This is a genomic window from Maritalea sp. (assembly GCF_051251695.1).
Classification (GTDB): domain Bacteria; phylum Pseudomonadota; class Alphaproteobacteria; order Rhizobiales; family Devosiaceae; genus Maritalea.
In genome coordinates, this window is record NZ_JBPOEU010000033.1 from 15,018 (window position 1) to 31,905 (window position 16,888).

Genomic DNA, 16,888 nt, shown 5'->3' on the forward strand with positions numbered 1-16,888 from the left:
GGAAATCCAGTGACTAGCGTTTCACCAATTTTAAAAGTTACCCCGAAAAACGAAGATGTTAAAACTGGTCTGGCAGAAAACTACCAGGAAGATATGGCCAAACGCCTATCTCAGATTGTGAGCGAAAGCTACAAACTGATGATAAAGAACCATGTCTATCACTGGAATGTGGTCGGTCCGCTTTTTAAGCCGTTGCATGAGCTTACCGAAGATCACTATCAAGACCTTTTCACGGCAATTGACGTCTTGGCAGAGCGCATTCGGGCTCTGGGCAGCACTGCGCCTTTCAACATGGAAGATGCGTCTAAGTTTGCGCCAAAATCAAAAGATATCCAAGCCGGTACAGCCATCGAAATGGTTGATGATTTGATCTCGGCCAACGAAAAGATTTCGCGCACAATGCGCGACGCGGCTGCAATGGCAGGCGACAACAAAGACATGGTGACAGAAGATCTGCTTACTGGGCGTCTAGCTTTTCACGAGCAAGCCGTATGGATGCTTCGCGCAACCGCGAGCAAATAGGTAAATTCTACAAAACCAAGATGAACAAAAACTGGCCGCCCTGTGTTTACCGGGGCGGCCTATTTGTTTTGCGCTAACACTTGTGTGGAGCGAAATGGAGAACTGAACATCATAGAACCGATTCTTGAAGACGAGGCTTAGACCTCGTTTGGTTTGATGACTTCCAGCGCGCTACGGTGCAGTTTGAACTCAATTTTGTCTTCCAAATCAACCAACTCACCATCAATGGTTGCGTATTTATGCTGGCCCGTTTTGTTAAGGATCAGCGTTACTTGGTCTGTGGAAAGCTCGGTTAAGTGTTCATTGGTTTCCCAACTGCCAAGCACAAAGTCAGACGTCAGTTTGACATAGTCGGTGGGCGCTAAAGGTGGTGCCCAATATATCCCAATTTTGCCTTGGTCCAAGCCATCGGCAAATGGCAGATGTCCGCGACCATAAAGGTTGTTTGTGATACACAAAAGGCTAACGCGATGGCGTGCATCTTGATCATCATATTTCAACGTGACGTCTAAAACCGGCGGCCGCGCGATGGTGTCAAAATATTTCACCACACCAGCTAAAATTTTTGAAAGTCGAGAGCGATAGCTCACCTGATCGCGCTTCTTGACAACTGCGGCTTGCAGTCCAATGGAATATTGATGAAGGATGGGCATGTCGTCGGCCGTCACGATATCAACACGTGCTCGGCGACCGTCTGCAATTTGGGCAATGGACAATTCTAGATCCAAAGACATGCCTATGGAACGGGCGAACAAGTTCATGGTGCCTGCCGGCAATACGGCAACGCACTTTTTGTTTTTCCATGCTTCCGAAACGACCAGAGAAACAGTGCCGTCGCCACCACCGGCGACGACGACGTCCAATTCCTCGTCAGCAAGAATGTCAGCTAAGGCGCTCTTGATTGCATCGCCAGACACAATGTGAATTGATGTCTCGTGATTTTTCGCCGTCAGAACTGTTTCTATGCGTTCAGCGAAATGCTCAACATCAATATTTTTGAGCGTCCCTCCATCTTTATTCAGAAGGATTGCGAATTTCATGTTGATCCCAGTGCATGGCTAAAGAGTGAGTTGCTGTTTAGTAATCGCTGCGTTTGTAGCGTCCGGTCCAAACTCATGGTGGCCGGAAATTGCGAGAATTTCTTTTAGGCGTTCCCGCGCCCTGTTTACGCGACTTTTGATGGTTCCAACAGCGCAGCCACACACTTCTGCCGCTTCGTCATAAGCCATCCCAGATGCGCCCACCAAGATAATCGCTTCTCGCTGGTCGTCTGGCAACTGTTCGAGCGCATTGCGGAAATCTTTAAGGTCCATCGCGCCAACTTGTGCGGGATGGGTGGAAAGAGATTCCGTGTGCACGCCGTCACTATCTTGGATTTCGCGACCTTTTTTGCGCATTTGAGAATAAAACTCGTTGCGCAAAATGGTAAACAACCAAGCCTTCATATTGGTGCCGACTTCAAACTTGGCTTTGTTCGACCATGCTTTCATGATGGTATCTTGCACCAAGTCATCGGCTCGGTCTTGGCTACCGACCAACGAAACAGCAAACCCACGCAAGTTCGGCACCACACGAAGAAGTTCACGTTTGAACTCATCCCGTTCGGGGCGAGGAGCATTCATGCTGAACGTCCTTGTGAGTTTGACTTTTTCTCGGCTTCGTCTAGCCTTTCAAGCAGGTCCAAAAAACGATCAGAAACGCCTTCTTCACATACTGAATCATAAAGCTCGCGAAGTTTTAGCGAGATCAATTCTCCGCTATCCTTGCCTGCGGTAGCAGATTTTGTTGATGTGGCTTCTTCTGGATTCTTGTTCATAATTCGGACCGATCATTAGTTTTACGCGCACCATTTAACAGCTAAACGCATCACTTAAGAAAAAGTTCCATTATTTTTGGAACCAATTGCAATTTTCTGCGTTATCTCTTTATCTGACCTTAAGGTCCATGGAGTTTTGTATGTCACTTTCCACTCGTATCGCAGCGCATTTACCCTATTTACGGCGGTTCGCCCGCGCCACAACAGGGTCGCAGTCATCCGGCGATACTTACGTTGCCCTCACTCTTGAAACACTCATCGAAGATGTTTCCGCTTTCCCCGCAACCTCCAACGACAAAGTGGGGCTTTATAAGTTATTCTGCAAGCTCGTTGAATCTGCAGAGGTCGAAATTAAAGAACTCGATTCTCCTTTTGGTTGGGAAAAACGGGCAGCGAACCGCCTTGGTGGTATTTCCACACGAGCGAGAAATGCGTTTCTATTGAGTACGATGGAAGAGTTCGAAATTGAAAATGTTGCAGAAATTCTGCAGATTGACAAACAAGGCGCACTGGATCTCCTAGATCAGGCGCACCAGGAAATTGCACGCCAGGTTGCCACAAGTGTGATGATCATTGAGGACGAACCTCTTATTGCCATGGATATCGAGCAGATGGTCGAGGACCTCGGGCACACGGTCACTGGCATTGCAAGAACACACGACGAGGCGCGTAAACTTTATGCAGCGGATAAGCCGGGCATCGTGCTTGCTGATATCCAGCTCGCAGATGGTAGTTCAGGTATTGATGCTGTGAACGAAATTTTAGCACAGGATGATCTTCCGGTTATTTTCATCACCGCTTATCCAGAGCGATTGTTAACGGGCGAGCGACCTGAGCCAACATTTTTAGTCACAAAACCATTCCGCGCCGAAACGGTGAAAGCATTGATCAGCCAAGCCCTGTTCTTTGATAATGAATTGCGATCTTAGGTGGAACAAATACAGAGCTGAAGCGTTACTCAGATAGAACAAAAAGGAGAAGAAGATGCTTCACTACACTTTGATCTTTCTTGCAGTAGCAATTATCGCTGGTATATTCGGATTTTCCGGCATTGCGGGCGCATCAGCGGGTATCGCGCAAATCCTGTTCTTCCTGTTTTTGGCGTTCCTTGCCATTTCAGTGGTATCGGGACTAGTACGCCGCGGCACTAAATGAATTTTGAATTAGGTGGCGACTTGCCACCTAATTCCTTTTTTGGGGGTAAATCTAGAGCCTATGATAAAACATAGTCTTACTTGGGAAAGGCAGCAAAAAGACTTAGTAGAGCAGAGAGACTATTTAACTTTTGGTCTATTGCGCACTGGCATTTGCGTCATGCTGCAAAATGAAGATTTTGAATACGAATATATTGCTAACCTGCCAAAAGCTTGGTCGTCCCCTCCTGATGCAAGTCCGCCAAGCGACATTAGCCTTTTTGGTGCGGACTTAGCCGACAAGCTAAAAATCGAAAAAGAAAACCTGCTCGCAACAGGCGAAAAGCGTGAGTTTGAATGGACCACGACGGATGGGTTTACTTTCCAGTTTATTATTGAACTGGTGTTCGATCGCGGTGATCACAAGGAAATTTTCACTGCGGTAAAAGACCTGACAGCAGAGCGGCAACGCGAAAACATGCTGCATACGCTGCTTAAAGAAGTCAGCCATCGCTCTAAAAACCTGCTGGCAATGGTTCAAAGCATTGCTTTTCAAACAGCCCGCAATTCAGAGAGCATCGATTGGTTTATGGATCGGTTCAGCGGTCGCGTGCAAAGTCTTTCTTTTTCTCAAGATGCGATAACCCAAACCGATTGGCAAGGCTCACATGTCGAGCAATTGGTGGAGAAACAGAAAACACTGTTCTCGCGTTCGGTTCAAAAACTGGTTCATTTCGAGGGTGAAAACCCACTGCTGTCTCCCAATGCGACGATGCATCTGGGGCTTGCCATCCATGAACTCATTTCAAACGCGGCGAACTTTGGCACTTTTATCGAACGAAACGACAAGATCGTCATCGACTTTCGCACAAATGACAATGGTGCTGAAAGCCAAAATGTAACATTCCTTTGGCACGAAAAGCGTTCTCCCAATTCAACGAAAATGAATGCGTTTGGCAAAAAGCAATTCAGCAGTGTTTTGCTGGAACAAGTTGTGCCCTCTGCAGTATCAGGGCATGCAGAACTTGTGATTGAAGACGACAGCATCGTTTACAAATTGAAATTCCCAAAATTTGCATAGTAAAAAGGGTACAACAATTAAATTGCTGTACCCTTCCAACCCACCAATTATTTGTCAGCTTAGCGCTCTTCCAACCGAGAGTTTACTAGCCATTCATCGACTTCAGCTTCTACATCTTCTTGGGCTTTACCGTAGCGCTCTTGGAGCTTGCCCACCAACTGCTGTCGGTTCCCGTCAATAACAGCTAGGTCATCATCGGTTAGTTCGCCCCATTGAGCTTTCGCCTTACCTTTGACCTGTTCCCACTTACCTTCGATTTCATTCCGGTTCATCAGTTGCACTCCTTAGTTACGTTCAACAGGAAAACGCGCATGGTACAAATTTGTTCCAAAAAACCAGAAAAGTTCCAATTGATAACACTTAAATATATGGGTAAGACTGAAATTCAATTTTGCTGCACATGTGGATTGTGCTGAGGGCGTTATGAAAAAAATTCTACCCGTTTTAGTTTTTGCCCTTGTGGCCAGCATAGGGCTCAGCATGACCGGGGTGGTTTTTAACGCAGAGCGGGAAACCCAACAAAAGCGCTTTGAAATTGCCGCAAACCAAGCCGTTGAAAAAGTTAGCCAAAGATTGAACCAACATGTGGCCTTACTTTTGTCCACTCGCTCCCTATTGAAGGCAAATCAAGGGCTATTGAACGGGGCAGCGTTTCGCCGTTTTGTGGCAGGGTTGGATATTCAAAATAAACATGCAGGTGTTCAAGGGATTGGATATGCGCAGTTTATGCGTGTCGGCGATGAACCGTTGGCCGAAGTCAAATTAAAATACATCTACGATATCGAACGCAAAGTTTTTCCACAAACTGACCAGGAAATGCGCAGCGTCATTATTCTGCTGGAACCCTTTAATGAGCGCAACAAAGCCGCATTGGGCTTTGATATGTATCATGAGCTAACGCGCCGCGCCGCAGTTGATCGCGCGCTGCAAACCGGAAAAATGGCTGCAACAGCACCCGTTGAGCTTGTTCAAGAAATCACTGAGCAAAAGCAGGCTGGTTTCGTCTTGTACCTGCCCTTCGGCAGCGCAGATATTTCAAAGGACACAGAAACCGATGTAGAGGGGTTTGTCTTTGCGCCATTTCGCGCTGGTGATCTTCATTTATCGGCTATGGACAGTGAAAAACAGCAAACCGTGACCTTCAGGACAAGTGACAATGGCGAAGAGCTTTTCCAGGCCGTAAATTTTGCGCCGGATAGTGCGAATTTACATGTTTCAAAGGAACTCGAAATCGGAGGCCGAAAATGGCAAATTGAACTGCATGAAACAGCCAGCTTCTACAATGAATTCCCCCATTTCAGCTCACTAGTGCTCGGAGCGATTTCAGGCGTACTCGCTTTTGCGCTCGCTATAGCTGCAGTTGCCCAACAAAATGCCATTACACAGGCACACGAAGTGAAGCGACTGGTCGAAGCATCGCTCAAACAAAAAGAAATGCTGTTGCAAGAAATGCAGCACCGGATCAAGAACTCCATTGCTCGGATTTTGGCAATTGCGCGTCAAACCGGCAGCAATTCAAGAGATTTATCCGAATTTCAAGAATCATTTAGCGCACGTTTGCAAGCCATGGCAGCGTCTCAGGATGCACTTACCCGCTCAAAATGGGGCCGAGCCGACTTGGAAAAGCTGCTCTCATCTGAGTTAAGACAAGTGTTCGGTGAGGAATCTGAACACTATGAGCTTAAAGGGCAGCCGGTTGAGTTAAACGAGAAAGCGACGCAAGCAATTGGCTTGGTATTCCATGAACTTGCCACAAACGCCCTGAAATATGGGGGCGTGACGGAGCCTGGAAGTCGGCTTGACGTGAGTTGGCAAATCCACGGGCGACGCAAAAATCGGATACTTAGGTTGTTTTGGGAAGAAACCAGCCCTGGACCGCAAAAACCCGTCACAAAAAAAGGTTTTGGTTCAAAACTAATCGACGCCAACATCAAGAGTGAATTGGGCGGCGAGGTGCTTAGAACCTTCACTGACAGCGGCCTTCATGCAGAAATCGTCATTCCACTTCACCGTTCTGTGTAAAAAAATGGAACGTTTCTACTTCAAATGCGTTCCCTATTCATAAGCAAGTTCAAATGTGTATTGAAATCGCCAGTTTTGCGCTGATTAGCGACAAGGCAGGATGATTTTGACACATAATACGTGGTTGACAGCAGAACACTGAACTTGCAACCGACAAAACAAATAAAGGACGAACCAGTGGGACTTGAAGTTGGCGGACTATTTGGCTTAATTATTCTAATTATAGATATTTGGGCTATTCTTAAAATTGTTAAATCTGGCGCACCAACACTTACAAAAGCGCTTTGGATCATCGTAATCCTTGCTCTGCCAGTTCTTGGCCTAATTCTTTGGTTCCTCCTAGGGCGATCGAATTAGCACGCACTGGAACAAATTGAAGTGCTGACGGAAAACCAAACATTACCAGGGCGGCAAGCAACACGCTTGCCGCCTGTTTTTTTGATGGAAATAGCTGCGATGTGGCGAATTGGAAATAATTCAACCACAGAATATCTGACCAAGTCGATCTGGGATACTAAATGATGAAACACAAATGTCACTCGTATATCCGAACGAGCGGGATTTAATCGGGTATTCCTGCCGATCGGAAGTCGGCCAAACGCCGCGATTGCCTGCGGTCACCACTATACAATTAAATTTGCAAAACTACGCACGCTCATTAGGAGTCTCTTTAGAGACCACAGCTGTAATCATGTCACGCAAAAAGGTCTTGTAATCTTCAGGAAAGTCCGATGTTTCCAGCCCAGCGCGGATCGATGATACATATTTGGTTGTTGGCGACCATTCGTCTAAATCGCCAGGAATAACATATGTTGAGGAAGGCACTTTTTTGCCGTTGGCATCGATCAAAACGATTGGCTTGTGGATCCACTGTTGTGTGTCAACTTCGGCTGCTTCGTCCATCTTAGCCATGTCTTCATCAGTCAATTCATACTGAATGCCATATGTAACCGCGCCTTTTTTGCGGATCAATGTGCAGCCCGCCAGGCCTTCTCTGGTGCAATTGCCAAAGGCCATTTCATAATCATCAAGGCGCATATAACCGACGTTTTTTGCACTTGGGCAAACGCCTTGCATGCTGTTTTCAACCAAAAGGGTGCCATAAGCAAAATAATGCATTTTAATCTCTCCGTTTTCTAAATTACTCGTTTGACGTCGTTTCGCCGTGCCAGAATTCTTGCTGGCTCAACTTGGTGCGGAATTGGTTCATTTCACTTGACCGGTGGCAGCGCACCAAACGCTCACCTTCGTCTGCCCCGACAGCTTCAAGTGGTGGAATTTGACTTCGGCACAAATCATTTGCCATGGGACAACGCGGCGCAAACCGACAACCTTGTAGCGGCTGCGACAAGTCAGGTGGGGCACCTGGAATGGAAATCGGCTCGTGGTCGAGCGAAAGGTCTGGGATCGCGTACCGCAAGCCCGCCGTATAGGGATGCATGGGCGTACGGGTGATGTTTTTTGTGTCTCCGGTTTCCACCACCATGCCGGCATACATCACGACTATTCTCTCGCAACTTTCAACAACGAGTGCGAGGTCGTGGGTCACCAGAACAATTGAAAACCCTTGCTCAATTTGCAAGGTATAAAGGCGTTCAAAAATCTGATCTTGCACGATCACATCTAGAGCGGTTGTTGGTTCATCTGCCAACACAATTTCTGGCTCTAACGCCAACGCCATGGCAATAACGGCGCGTTGGCGCATACCGCCTGAAAACTGATGAGGGTAATCATCAAGTCGTTCAGAGGGCACGCCGACCAAATCAAATAATTCGGCAGCTCTGCTGCGCGCCTGCTCTTTTGGAACGGACCTGTGGCATTGTATGGCTTCGACAATCTGAGCGCCGATTTTATGCACCGGGTTGAGTGCGTTCAATGCACTTTGCGTAATCATGGCGATACGCGCCCATCGTACCTGTCGCTTTGTTTCGGCATCAGCCGTTAGCAAGTCCGTCGCCTCTAATTGTATCTTGCCGTTTGGTGTTCGAGCGTTGGACGGCAAGACCCCCATTATGGCCTTAAGTAGGGTTGATTTCCCACACCCGCTTTCACCCACCAACCCGACACGCTCGCCCTTGAAGAGATCGATATTTATGTCTCGCAAAGCAGCGACAGGATTAGCGCCTGTGTTGTAATCTACATCCAAGCTTTTTATGGATAGAGCGGGGCGAGTTTGTTGAGTTGGATTCATATCTAGCCCGCCTGTTTGATGCGTGGATTGACGACTTCTTCATAGGCGCGGCCGATGAAATAAACAGAAGTCACAAGAACCATAATGGCGATGCCTGGAGGCACGACCCACCACGGTGCGCGGTACATCATTTGAGATGCGTAGGCGTCATAGATTATAGAGCCCCAGCTCACCACATTTGGGTCGCCAAAGCCCAAAAACCCGATACTGGCTTCCGTGATGATGGCCCAAGCGAGTGCAAAGGTGATGCCCACGAGTGCAAAGGGCATAATGTTGGGTGCAATTTCTTTGTATATAATATCGAAATCACTCGCCCCGGTTGTACGTGCGGCGGCAATGAATTGGCGTTCACGCAGGGAGAGCACCTCCGCTCTCACAATGCGAGCTGTTGAGCGCCACATCACAATCATCATCGCGAAAATGATGGTCCAAATGTTCTGTCCGGTGAGTGACAATAGAACGATCATGAATGGCAAGAATGGAAGCCCGAGAAAAATATCGGTAATGCGCATCAAGATGCTATCAACGTAACCCCCGAGATAACCTGCAAGCAAACCAATATTCACCCCGATCACAACCGTGCCAAGTGCCGTTAGAACACCAATGATCAACGCGGGGCGCGCACCCCAGAGCATTTGGCTCATCACGTCACGGCCAAGCAGCGTGGTGCCTAGCCAATGGTTCCATGTCGGTGGGGAGAGACGCACCAGCTTGCCAGCTTCGTCATAGATGCGTTCAGTTGGCCCATATGGGGCAATCAGTGGCCCCAAGATCGCAGTGGCCACACATAGTGCGAAGACAGCTAAACTGACGCGCCCAGCTGGAGAACTCCAAATGATGGAAAAGAAACGCGAAACTGTTCGGTACATCTAGTCCTCCTATTTGTAGGTGATACGGGGATCTAAAATCCCGTACATGAGGTCGGCCAATAGCGTGCCGCCTACGGTTAAAACTGCAATGAGAAGAAATGCGGCTTGTACAACTGGATAGTCAGAGCGGCCTACCGCTTCGACCATCAAAAGGCCCAAGCCCGGCCACGAGAATACGGTCTCGATAACAACTGATCCGGCAACGGCCCAGCCCAAAATCATCGGCAATGTTGTGGCCAAGGGCAGCATGGAATTACGCATCGCGTGATGATAAAGAATGCGATTTTCCGGCACGCCCTTCATGCGGGCCAATTCAATGTAATCTTCGCCGATTGTTGAAAGCATCGTCGAACGCATCAACAAAAATGGGAAGCAGAATTGATAAGACACATTGACAATAAATGGCAGCGCCAGATGATGCAGAAAGTCTAGCGACAAATACATCTGTAGATTGGTTTCTGGGAACTTGCCGGGCGAAACAATGTGACCCACGGGGAAGAGGTCCAAGCGAATTGAAAAGAAAAGAATTGCGAGCATGCCCAACCAAAACACTGGTGTGGATTGCAATGCAGTTGCCAACAACACAAGAAAACCTTCAATCTTGCTGCCACGTTTCCAGGCCACCATGGCCCCGGCAAATGCACCGATGGCATAAGCAACGATCATAGACGGAAGGATCAGCACCAACGTGTTGATCAACCGATTGCCAATTTCTCCGGCAACTGGGCGCAATGTATGAAATGAAATGCCAAAGTCAAAAACCAGCAAGTTCCGCAAATAGATGAAATATTGCTCGTGAAGCGGCTTATCAAGGCCGAACTGTGCCTTTAACGCCTCTTGCGCCTTGGGATATAGGGCAGGGCTGATCACTGTCGCGGTAGGGTCCCCGGGTAACAGACGGAACAAAAAGAACATCATGGTGACCATGACAAAAAGGGTGAGTAGCGCATGCCAAATTCGGTTGAGTAAAAACTGTCGCATCAGTCTGCCGCCAATTCTTGTTTGCCGTGGACTGCAAGATGGCATTCGGTCCGGTGATAGCCCTTGCCGCGAGATTGAGGAAAATCAGTTGTACAGATAGGCTCCGCCACCGGGCATCTTGGGTGAAAACGACAACCTGAGGGGATGTTCGCAGCGCTTGGGATAGCGCCCGAAATTATGGGACGTTCGCGCACAATGTCTGGGTTGGGATTTGGCGTGGCTGCCAACAATGCCTGCGTATAGGGGTGTTCTGGGTTCGCGAACACTTCCCGGCAAGGGCCACTTTCCACGATCCGTCCCAAATACATTATCGCTAATTTGTCACAAACAGCGGGTACCGAAGATAGATCATGCGTTATGTAAATCAGCCCAATTTTGCGTTTCTCAACCAGCCGTTTCAGCAAACGTACAATGCCCCATTTAATCGACACGTCGAGCATGGATATGGGTTCGTCGGCCACAATAAGGTCTGGCTTGAGCACCAACGCGCGTGCAATACACACCCTCTGACGCTGGCCACCGCTCAATTCATGTGGGAATTTTGATAGATATCGTTCCGCTGGTAACAATTCTGCTTCGGACAATGCTTCTATTGCACGTTCGCGAAGCCCGGCTTTGTCTAGGCCGGTTTTTTGGTAGATTAGCGGCCGGCTAACAATTTCTAGGATTGTGTGCTGTGGGTTTAAAGACCCGTATGGATCTTGGAAAACCATTTGTACTTGCCGATGGAAGGCGCGTCGGTCCTTCTGGCGAAGCCGCGCCATATCCTCGCCACCGAATGAAATTTCCCCCTCGCTTGGCTCTTCAAGACCAACGAGCAGGCGGGCAAGGGTGGATTTTCCACAACCACTTTCACCGACCAGTCCCAATACTTCACCGGGCTGAACGGATAGATTGATCCCGTCAACAGCGCGAATTGTTTGGCTTTGACTAAGTCCAAAAAGCGAGGAGAGGCCCTCGCCAAGCACATAGTGCTTGGCGAGGTCTTTTACTTGAAGCATCATAATAAACGACGATCCTAAAAGATGTTACTCGGGGAAATGCAACGCACCATCTGCGTCCCAGGTGAATCCTGCATCGGCAAGCATCTTGCGTGCTTTTTCGATGTCATATTGAGGCAATTCAAGCGTTGCATTGTGCCAATATCCATTGACCGGAACAATTGAAGAGGCACTGCGTGTGGCGTCGCCACCAAGCACTTCTTCAATGATTTGGTCGTAAGGAACAGCCCAAGCCGCAGCTTGACGTAGCTTCTCATTTGAGAACACAGGACCAGATACGTTATACCGAGCGGACACGTAACCGTTTGAATTTGTGCGGAACAGCTTGATGTTTGGCTCTGCAGCAAATTCTTCCACAACTGTCGGTACGAGCGGCTGGAGGGATATGTCGATTTCGCCTTTTTTCAACGCGGCGCCGACAACTTCAGCTGAGCCAAACACGACATAAAGCAGGTCTGATGCGGGCTTCATGAAGTGGTCATCACGCTTAGCCAAATAAAGCTCTTGGCCTTCCTTCCAGTATTTAACGCTATAAGGTCCGCTACCGACGGGGTCAGTGTTACGATATTCTTGTGGCTTGGAGATGCCTGTGTCCTCGATTACACTTCCCCAAACATGCTCTGGAAGCACAAACACTTGGCCCAAAGTATGCAAGATGAAGGGCGCATAGGCTTCGGAAAGCTTAAAGCGTAGCGTTCCGTCATCTAGAATGGTTACGCTTTCAAGACGCTCAAGATATTTCTTGTAGTAGGCAGCTTCCCATTTTTTATAGTAGTCAAATGAGAACTTCACATCATTTGCTGTAACCGGTTTACCGTCAGAAAATGTGTGGCCATCGCGCAGTTTTACATCAATTGTTGTGTCATCGATGACATTGAAGCTTTCCGCCAAGCGTGTACGTGGCTTGCCATCAGAACCAAGCTCAATCAACCGGTCATAAATCAAACTAAGATTGATAAAGTCTTCTGCCGTGTTGACGGCGAGCGGGTTAAACGAAGCTTGGTCAATTGTTTGACCCATCTTAACCGCTTCACCGGTTTTTGATGTCATTTTGGTCAGGTTCCAAATCGAACGCAAACCATCTGGAGCGGCTTCAAAACCTGGAATTTCCACATTTTCAGTGTTGATGCCGGTCGTAGAGATGACAGCCGCCACAACCACTTCTGGCTTTGCTCTGTGTAAAGCCGCTTGTAGTTCATAAACAACCTCACGACGCTCTTCAGGGTCGTAAATACCAAGTTGTTTCAGACCAAGGCGATCAACCTCCGGGTCAGAGAACTCACCCACGTTCCAGTCGCCCGGAGCAGAGTTCGCGGAGTTGAACTGCGCATTAGTGAAAAAATCTGGCTCCATACGGTATGGCGCGCCAGAAAGTACGGACAACACAGCATCAAAATCATGCTCAGAAAACCACTTGCCCAGCATTGGGTTTGGAAATGGCTGAGGGTTTAGATTGACGGTCAATCCAAGCTCACGCCAGCCCTCAGCCACATAGTTACTGGTTTCGTAATAGTGTTGGTATTTAGCTGCTGGCCAAGTCAAGAAATTGACTTCAGGCACTTTTTCGCCGCCTGCGAACGCGCTCAAAGATGTTGAGCTCAAAAGTAGGGCCGCTAATGGTAAAAGTTGCTTCTTCATTTTTCCTCCCTTGCCGAACATTGTCGGCTGAAAAATCCCACATGCCGTTGTGTCGACTTATGGTGAATTACATCTGCAAGATTGGAGAGAAAAAGACCTTGTGTAAAACGAGTTAATAGGCAAATATCATTCCATATTGGAATGCAAGGATATGAAATGCGTCGCACGCTGCCATCCATGAACTCACTGGTTTGCTTTGAGGCTGTGTATCGTTTAGGCAGCGTTACTCAAGCCGCAGAAGAGCTAAACATGACGCAAAGTGCTGTGAGCAGGCGTATCCTGTCTATGGAGTCGCAACTGGGGCTGCCGTTGTTCCGACGTGAACGCAAGCGGCTGTTTATCGAGCCTGCAGCGGAACGATACGGGCAGGATATGTCTCAAATTTTGAGTGAAATTGAGGCATCAACTTCCCGATTTATCACGCATAATCAATCCATGGGACTGCTGACTGTTGCCGTTCCGCCGACTTTTGGCTCACGGTGGTTGGTGCCCAAACTAAATGGTTTCATTTCCACGCACCATGGGCTTGATCTCAATCTGGTTTCAAAGATCAAGCCGTTTAATTTTGACAATGAAGATATCGACATTGCCATCCATTTTGGAATGAATGATTGGTCAGGTGCTAAGTTAGATTATTTGATGGCAGAACATGTAATCCCAGTCTGTGCACCAACCCTTATCGAGGACAAAACCCCGGACAGCATTGATGCCATCTTGGATTTTCCGCTTGTCCATCACACAACGCGACCAAAGTTATGGAACACATGGAGCGAGCATTTTGGCCTCGCGCCCAACCGCATCAAATCCGGACCGCGATTTGAACATTATGCCCTCGTGATCCAAGCCGCAGTAAACGGCATTGGCTTCGCACTGATCCCAGATTTTCTGGTCAGAAAGGAAATTCTGCGCGGAGACTTAGTAGTGCCCGTAGGTGCGCGCATGAAATGCGAAGAAGCATACTATTTTGCCTGTCCGAACAAGCTACGTGGCGATAAACGGGTTGCCGCTTTTTCCGAGTGGGTTAAACGCGAATGTACCAAAGCTGAATGACCGCAGCTTCCTGATTTATGCTCGCGTCATTTGCTGTTTCAATCCATTGAACGGCCTAATCGACGCTCAACAATCACCGTTGCATATTATTGATTGGCCATCAGTGCTTTCAATTTAGTGATCTGTCCATCAGGATCCAGCCATCCGTCGTTGGCGGCCTTTTCGTACCAATTCAGCGCTTCTGGCAAATTCCTTTTTGCACCACTTCCTTGTTCGTACATTGATGCAATGGAAAGGCTGACGGACTTAAGGCCATTGCTAGCCGCCAATAAGTAGTGTTTTAGAGCCAATTTTTCGTTTTGCGCGTTGAACCAATCGTCACGATAAATTTCCCCCAGCACCACATCGGCATAGAGGTTGCCTGCATTTCGTTCCAATTGGAGCGCTCTGATGTGTTTGAGCGTCGCTTCAGCATCAGCCTCATACGCGGGGAGCTTTGAGGACTATCAGGCCAAAGCCACAATTGCCGTAAATCACTACGGTGAACCCGTCGAGGAATTTGAACTGCAGTTCATAGACGGAGAAGAAATTGATTGCGATCTCGCTCAAGCGTGGAACGTCAATCAATCCAACATCAAGGCGTACTTGGACGCTGTAGAGAATTGGGATGAACACGGACAAGTGTACTTTTTCTCTCGTTACGGGAAAAAGGAGTTCAGCAGTTCTTAGGTGTGACAGGCAAATTTGGCATTGACCCAAAGGATGTAAATCCGCCAGTTCCCGAGGGCAATATTGAGCAATTGGGCGAATACTCTCGCTGGCTGTTTGGTGATGCAACGCAGTCACCAGTAGTGACAGATTCTCGACAAGTCGGACAATTCTCGAGAGTTTTAGCATCTGCGGACGGTCTGGAGTACCTCCGATCAGTACGCCGTCCTAGCCTCGAGAAGGCTTTTGTAATAGCGGGAGGCGATCAAGAAGAAGTGTACGATCTGATATCGACAGCCGCTTATAATGTCGAGGAATCATTGTCTTCCATCCATCACTATAAAGAGGATGAAAAATTGCAGAGTATTGTGAAACGGCTGGTTGCCAATGTGGACGAGCTTAAAAGCCGTTTCGGGTTTTAGGACTCATGCTCGGTATGCCTGAAAAGGGGTTTCGTCGCTCGGTAAATGAAAACAACGTAACGATCAACTTTCTTGCTGACTGGATTGAGGCCAGCTTACTATTCTCAGAAAGTCACATCTCGAAGAATGAAATCGTAGATATTCTGATTGAGGAACAAGTCTGCCACGATCAGGGGCAAGACCTCGCGCACATTATTGTGACAGCAGGATGGACGGAATTGGCGCTCAGGAAACGATGGGGCGGGATACCTGCGACTTTAGAAATAGATGGGTCAAGGATCCAATCCGGAGCGCGTTGGCAAGACGAACCAATCCGTGCTTTTTTTGTGTTGTTGTCCATTCTTAGAATTTATCCTGAATGGGCGAAAGCCCACCAGGACTTTACCGTTCAAGGTGATCTATTTGAAAAAGTAGTTGAGACAGTCTGCCCACACCTTTTACCAGGATGGATTTCGTACCGCGCGGGTTGGTCGCCAGAAAATACAAAAAACATTCCTCTGATCGTGACCGACCTTTGTGATAAACTTTCCATGAGAGGTGCATCAGACTTAAAAGAATGGATTTCACCGGATGCGAATGATGGCGGACTAGATATAGTTTGTTACCGGGACTTCTCAGACGAGCGGGAAGCAACTCCCACCCTGTTTTTGCAGTGCGCGAGTGGCAAAAACTGGCGAGATAAGGTCCAAACACCCGACGCTAGCAGTTGGCAAAAGTACTTGAATTCCGCAGTTCAGCCTGGAGCGGGTATTGTCGCTCCCTTCGTGATTGAAGACAAAGAGCTAAGGATGTCGGGGCTTCGAGGTCAAATTGTGGTCTTTGATAGATTGCGCCTATTGGATGTTGTGCATAAAGCCAACGTGAGCCTTCCTGAGGCCCTAAACACAGAGATTATTGATTGGATCCAGGCACGTGTTCAGGAGTTGCCAGCCGCAAATTCATAACACCGTCACGACTTCGCGTTAAGTCAGGCATACTGAATTATATCGACTATTTCGGCAATTGGCGCACGTTCCTGCCGAATAAGAGCCATTTGGATGCGATTTCTCCTGGCAGAACTCCGTGACCGATTCCATGACATGAGTAGAATCGCTGCGGTAGGCACTCTGCGGTGGCAAGTTAGCAAGTGAGAAAACGGCGTTACGTTTCATTGGTAGGTTGACTGTTCATTGAGCCAGAAACGTAACAAAAAGCCGAGGGGATGGAACGGGGACGCGCAGCGGGTCCCCTTCCCAAGTGGTGCGGGTGTATTACACCTGCACACATCTTGCATAGTTCGCTAAGCCCTTTTTCGTTTAAGATTAGGGTTGCTGAATATGGTGTTCCGCCACGGGTTCTGGATCGTCACATCTTAGGTCTTAAAGGGCCCGGTGCAGACAGTCACGACATTCAGTCAATGACCGTTTAGAGCCTATTCTGTTGAAAAACGCATTGATTTATGTATGTACCGGCTGCTGTTCGCAAGTGATTTCTGCATGTTCTCGGAAGTCGCTCATATGTATCCGGCCTGTTGA

The 16,888-nt window shown here is 48.1% G+C and carries 21 protein-coding genes; 10 read left to right on the forward strand and 11 right to left on the reverse strand.

All coding sequences use genetic code 11. From position 1 onward, the window contains the following. Positions 1–9 precede the first annotated feature (9 nt). Complete coding sequence (locus ACSHWX_RS15885) at positions 10–522, forward strand: Dps family protein (protein ID WP_435669216.1); 513 nt, start codon at positions 10–12, stop codon at positions 520–522. A gap of 137 nt (positions 523–659) precedes the next feature. Here the strand turns inward: ACSHWX_RS15885 and ACSHWX_RS15890 are convergent, their stop codons facing one another. The 3 genes from ACSHWX_RS15890 to ACSHWX_RS15900 are packed head-to-tail and all read right to left on the reverse strand — an operon-like array spanning position 660 to position 2,338. Then, positions 660–1,562, reverse strand: coding sequence for a diacylglycerol/lipid kinase family protein (locus ACSHWX_RS15890; protein WP_435669217.1), 903 nt, complete (start codon positions 1,560–1,562; stop codon positions 660–662). A gap of 18 nt (positions 1,563–1,580) precedes the next feature. Further along, positions 1,581–2,144, reverse strand: a complete 564-nt coding sequence (locus tag ACSHWX_RS15895; RefSeq protein WP_435669218.1) for an RNA polymerase sigma factor — start codon at positions 2,142–2,144, stop codon at positions 1,581–1,583. Next, positions 2,141–2,338, reverse strand: coding sequence for a NepR family anti-sigma factor (locus tag ACSHWX_RS15900; protein WP_435669219.1), 198 nt, complete (start codon positions 2,336–2,338; stop codon positions 2,141–2,143). Before ACSHWX_RS15900 ends, ACSHWX_RS15895 begins: the two co-directional genes overlap by 4 nt. Positions 2,339–2,478: 140 nt before the next feature. Here ACSHWX_RS15900 and ACSHWX_RS15905 point away from each other — a divergent pair, with 140 nt between their 5' ends. From ACSHWX_RS15905 to ACSHWX_RS15915, 3 genes are read left to right on the forward strand one after another with little or no spacing between them, the layout of a single operon-like run. Continuing rightward, positions 2,479–3,267, forward strand: coding sequence for a response regulator (locus ACSHWX_RS15905; RefSeq protein ID WP_435669220.1), 789 nt, complete (start codon positions 2,479–2,481; stop codon positions 3,265–3,267). Between the two features lie 55 nt (positions 3,268–3,322). Next, positions 3,323–3,493, forward strand: coding sequence for a DUF1328 domain-containing protein (locus tag ACSHWX_RS15910; protein WP_435669221.1), 171 nt, complete (start codon positions 3,323–3,325; stop codon positions 3,491–3,493). Between the two features lie 60 nt (positions 3,494–3,553). After that, on the forward strand, positions 3,554–4,552 hold the full coding sequence (locus tag ACSHWX_RS15915; protein ID WP_435669222.1) for a sensor histidine kinase: 999 nt from the start codon (positions 3,554–3,556) through the stop codon (positions 4,550–4,552). Positions 4,553–4,611: 59 nt separating this feature from the next. Here ACSHWX_RS15915 and ACSHWX_RS15920 read toward each other — a convergent pair whose 3' ends face one another. Further along, positions 4,612–4,824, reverse strand: a complete 213-nt coding sequence (locus ACSHWX_RS15920) for a CsbD family protein (protein WP_435669223.1) — start codon at positions 4,822–4,824, stop codon at positions 4,612–4,614. A 151-nt stretch (positions 4,825–4,975) separates the two neighbouring features. Here ACSHWX_RS15920 and ACSHWX_RS15925 point away from each other — a divergent pair, with 151 nt between their 5' ends. Continuing rightward, positions 4,976–6,574, forward strand: coding sequence for a CHASE domain-containing protein (locus ACSHWX_RS15925; protein ID WP_435669224.1), 1,599 nt, complete (start codon positions 4,976–4,978; stop codon positions 6,572–6,574). 177 nt (positions 6,575–6,751) lie between these two features. Then, positions 6,752–6,931: a PLDc N-terminal domain-containing protein gene (locus ACSHWX_RS15930; protein WP_435669225.1), complete on the forward strand. Its 180-nt coding sequence runs from the start codon at positions 6,752–6,754 to the stop codon at positions 6,929–6,931. Between the two features lie 288 nt (positions 6,932–7,219). Here ACSHWX_RS15930 and ACSHWX_RS15935 read toward each other — a convergent pair whose 3' ends face one another. The 6 genes from ACSHWX_RS15935 to ACSHWX_RS15960 are packed head-to-tail and all read right to left on the reverse strand — an operon-like array spanning position 7,220 to position 13,254. Beyond that, complete coding sequence (locus ACSHWX_RS15935) at positions 7,220–7,693, reverse strand: gamma-glutamylcyclotransferase family protein (protein WP_435669226.1); 474 nt, start codon at positions 7,691–7,693, stop codon at positions 7,220–7,222. 22 nt (positions 7,694–7,715) lie between these two features. Next, entirely contained in the window at positions 7,716–8,765 is a 1,050-nt protein-coding gene (locus tag ACSHWX_RS15940; RefSeq protein ID WP_435669227.1) for an ABC transporter ATP-binding protein, read from the reverse strand. A gap of 2 nt (positions 8,766–8,767) precedes the next feature. Further along, the gene (locus tag ACSHWX_RS15945; RefSeq protein WP_435669228.1) at positions 8,768–9,634 is read right to left on the reverse strand and encodes an ABC transporter permease; all 867 of its coding nucleotides are present in this window, start codon (positions 9,632–9,634) and stop codon (positions 8,768–8,770) included. Positions 9,635–9,643: 9 nt separating this feature from the next. Next, positions 9,644–10,615, reverse strand: a complete 972-nt coding sequence (locus ACSHWX_RS15950) for an ABC transporter permease (protein ID WP_435669229.1) — start codon at positions 10,613–10,615, stop codon at positions 9,644–9,646. After that, positions 10,615–11,619, reverse strand: coding sequence for an ABC transporter ATP-binding protein (locus ACSHWX_RS15955; RefSeq protein ID WP_435669230.1), 1,005 nt, complete (start codon positions 11,617–11,619; stop codon positions 10,615–10,617). The genes ACSHWX_RS15950 and ACSHWX_RS15955 overlap by 1 nt, the downstream gene beginning before the upstream one ends. 24 nt (positions 11,620–11,643) lie before the next feature. After that, on the reverse strand, positions 11,644–13,254 hold the full coding sequence (locus tag ACSHWX_RS15960) for an ABC transporter substrate-binding protein (protein ID WP_435669231.1): 1,611 nt from the start codon (positions 13,252–13,254) through the stop codon (positions 11,644–11,646). Positions 13,255–13,410: 156 nt separating this feature from the next. Between ACSHWX_RS15960 and ACSHWX_RS15965 the strand changes: the two genes are divergently transcribed. After that, positions 13,411–14,304 carry a LysR substrate-binding domain-containing protein gene (locus ACSHWX_RS15965; protein ID WP_435669232.1) on the forward strand — a complete coding sequence of 298 codons (894 nt, stop codon included), beginning with the start codon at positions 13,411–13,413 and terminating at the stop codon, positions 14,302–14,304. Between the two features lie 86 nt (positions 14,305–14,390). On the opposite strand, the gene ACSHWX_RS15970 is transcribed toward ACSHWX_RS15965, so the two are convergent. Beyond that, on the reverse strand, positions 14,391–14,681 hold the full coding sequence (locus ACSHWX_RS15970; protein ID WP_435669233.1) for a hypothetical protein: 291 nt from the start codon (positions 14,679–14,681) through the stop codon (positions 14,391–14,393). A gap of 13 nt (positions 14,682–14,694) precedes the next feature. Here ACSHWX_RS15970 and ACSHWX_RS15975 point away from each other — a divergent pair, with 13 nt between their 5' ends. From ACSHWX_RS15975 to ACSHWX_RS15985, 3 genes are read left to right on the forward strand one after another with little or no spacing between them, the layout of a single operon-like run. Next, complete coding sequence (locus ACSHWX_RS15975; RefSeq protein WP_435669234.1) at positions 14,695–14,973, forward strand: hypothetical protein; 279 nt, start codon at positions 14,695–14,697, stop codon at positions 14,971–14,973. Between the two features lie 2 nt (positions 14,974–14,975). Continuing rightward, positions 14,976–15,374, forward strand: a complete 399-nt coding sequence (locus ACSHWX_RS15980) for a hypothetical protein (RefSeq protein WP_435669235.1) — start codon at positions 14,976–14,978, stop codon at positions 15,372–15,374. Positions 15,375–15,388: 14 nt separating this feature from the next. Further along, positions 15,389–16,318: a hypothetical protein gene (locus tag ACSHWX_RS15985; RefSeq protein WP_435669236.1), complete on the forward strand. Its 930-nt coding sequence runs from the start codon at positions 15,389–15,391 to the stop codon at positions 16,316–16,318. The last annotated feature ends 570 nt before the right edge of the window (positions 16,319–16,888 follow it).

Excerpts from the sequence above, each read along its gene's own strand:
- ACSHWX_RS15890 (WP_435669217.1), bottom strand. The coding sequence starts at position 1,562 with ATGAAATTCGCAATCCTTCTGAATAAAGATGGAGGGACGCTCAAAAAT.
- ACSHWX_RS15895 (WP_435669218.1), bottom strand. The coding sequence starts at position 2,144 with ATGAATGCTCCTCGCCCCGAACGGGATGAGTTCAAACGTGAACTTCTT.
- ACSHWX_RS15900 (WP_435669219.1), bottom strand. The coding sequence starts at position 2,338 with ATGAACAAGAATCCAGAAGAAGCCACATCAACAAAATCTGCTACCGCA.
- ACSHWX_RS15905 (WP_435669220.1), top strand. The coding sequence starts at position 2,479 with ATGTCACTTTCCACTCGTATCGCAGCGCATTTACCCTATTTACGGCGG.
- ACSHWX_RS15910 (WP_435669221.1), top strand. The coding sequence starts at position 3,323 with ATGCTTCACTACACTTTGATCTTTCTTGCAGTAGCAATTATCGCTGGT.
- ACSHWX_RS15915 (WP_435669222.1), top strand. The coding sequence starts at position 3,554 with ATGATAAAACATAGTCTTACTTGGGAAAGGCAGCAAAAAGACTTAGTA.
- ACSHWX_RS15920 (WP_435669223.1), bottom strand. The coding sequence starts at position 4,824 with ATGAACCGGAATGAAATCGAAGGTAAGTGGGAACAGGTCAAAGGTAAG.
- ACSHWX_RS15925 (WP_435669224.1), top strand. The coding sequence starts at position 4,976 with ATGAAAAAAATTCTACCCGTTTTAGTTTTTGCCCTTGTGGCCAGCATA.
- ACSHWX_RS15935 (WP_435669226.1), bottom strand. The coding sequence starts at position 7,693 with ATGCATTATTTTGCTTATGGCACCCTTTTGGTTGAAAACAGCATGCAA.
- ACSHWX_RS15940 (WP_435669227.1), bottom strand. The coding sequence starts at position 8,765 with ATGAATCCAACTCAACAAACTCGCCCCGCTCTATCCATAAAAAGCTTG.
- ACSHWX_RS15945 (WP_435669228.1), bottom strand. The coding sequence starts at position 9,634 with ATGTACCGAACAGTTTCGCGTTTCTTTTCCATCATTTGGAGTTCTCCA.
- ACSHWX_RS15950 (WP_435669229.1), bottom strand. The coding sequence starts at position 10,615 with ATGCGACAGTTTTTACTCAACCGAATTTGGCATGCGCTACTCACCCTT.
- ACSHWX_RS15955 (WP_435669230.1), bottom strand. The coding sequence starts at position 11,619 with ATGATGCTTCAAGTAAAAGACCTCGCCAAGCACTATGTGCTTGGCGAG.
- ACSHWX_RS15960 (WP_435669231.1), bottom strand. The coding sequence starts at position 13,254 with ATGAAGAAGCAACTTTTACCATTAGCGGCCCTACTTTTGAGCTCAACA.
- ACSHWX_RS15965 (WP_435669232.1), top strand. The coding sequence starts at position 13,411 with ATGCGTCGCACGCTGCCATCCATGAACTCACTGGTTTGCTTTGAGGCT.
- ACSHWX_RS15975 (WP_435669234.1), top strand. The coding sequence starts at position 14,695 with ATGTGTTTGAGCGTCGCTTCAGCATCAGCCTCATACGCGGGGAGCTTT.
- ACSHWX_RS15985 (WP_435669236.1), top strand. The coding sequence starts at position 15,389 with ATGCCTGAAAAGGGGTTTCGTCGCTCGGTAAATGAAAACAACGTAACG.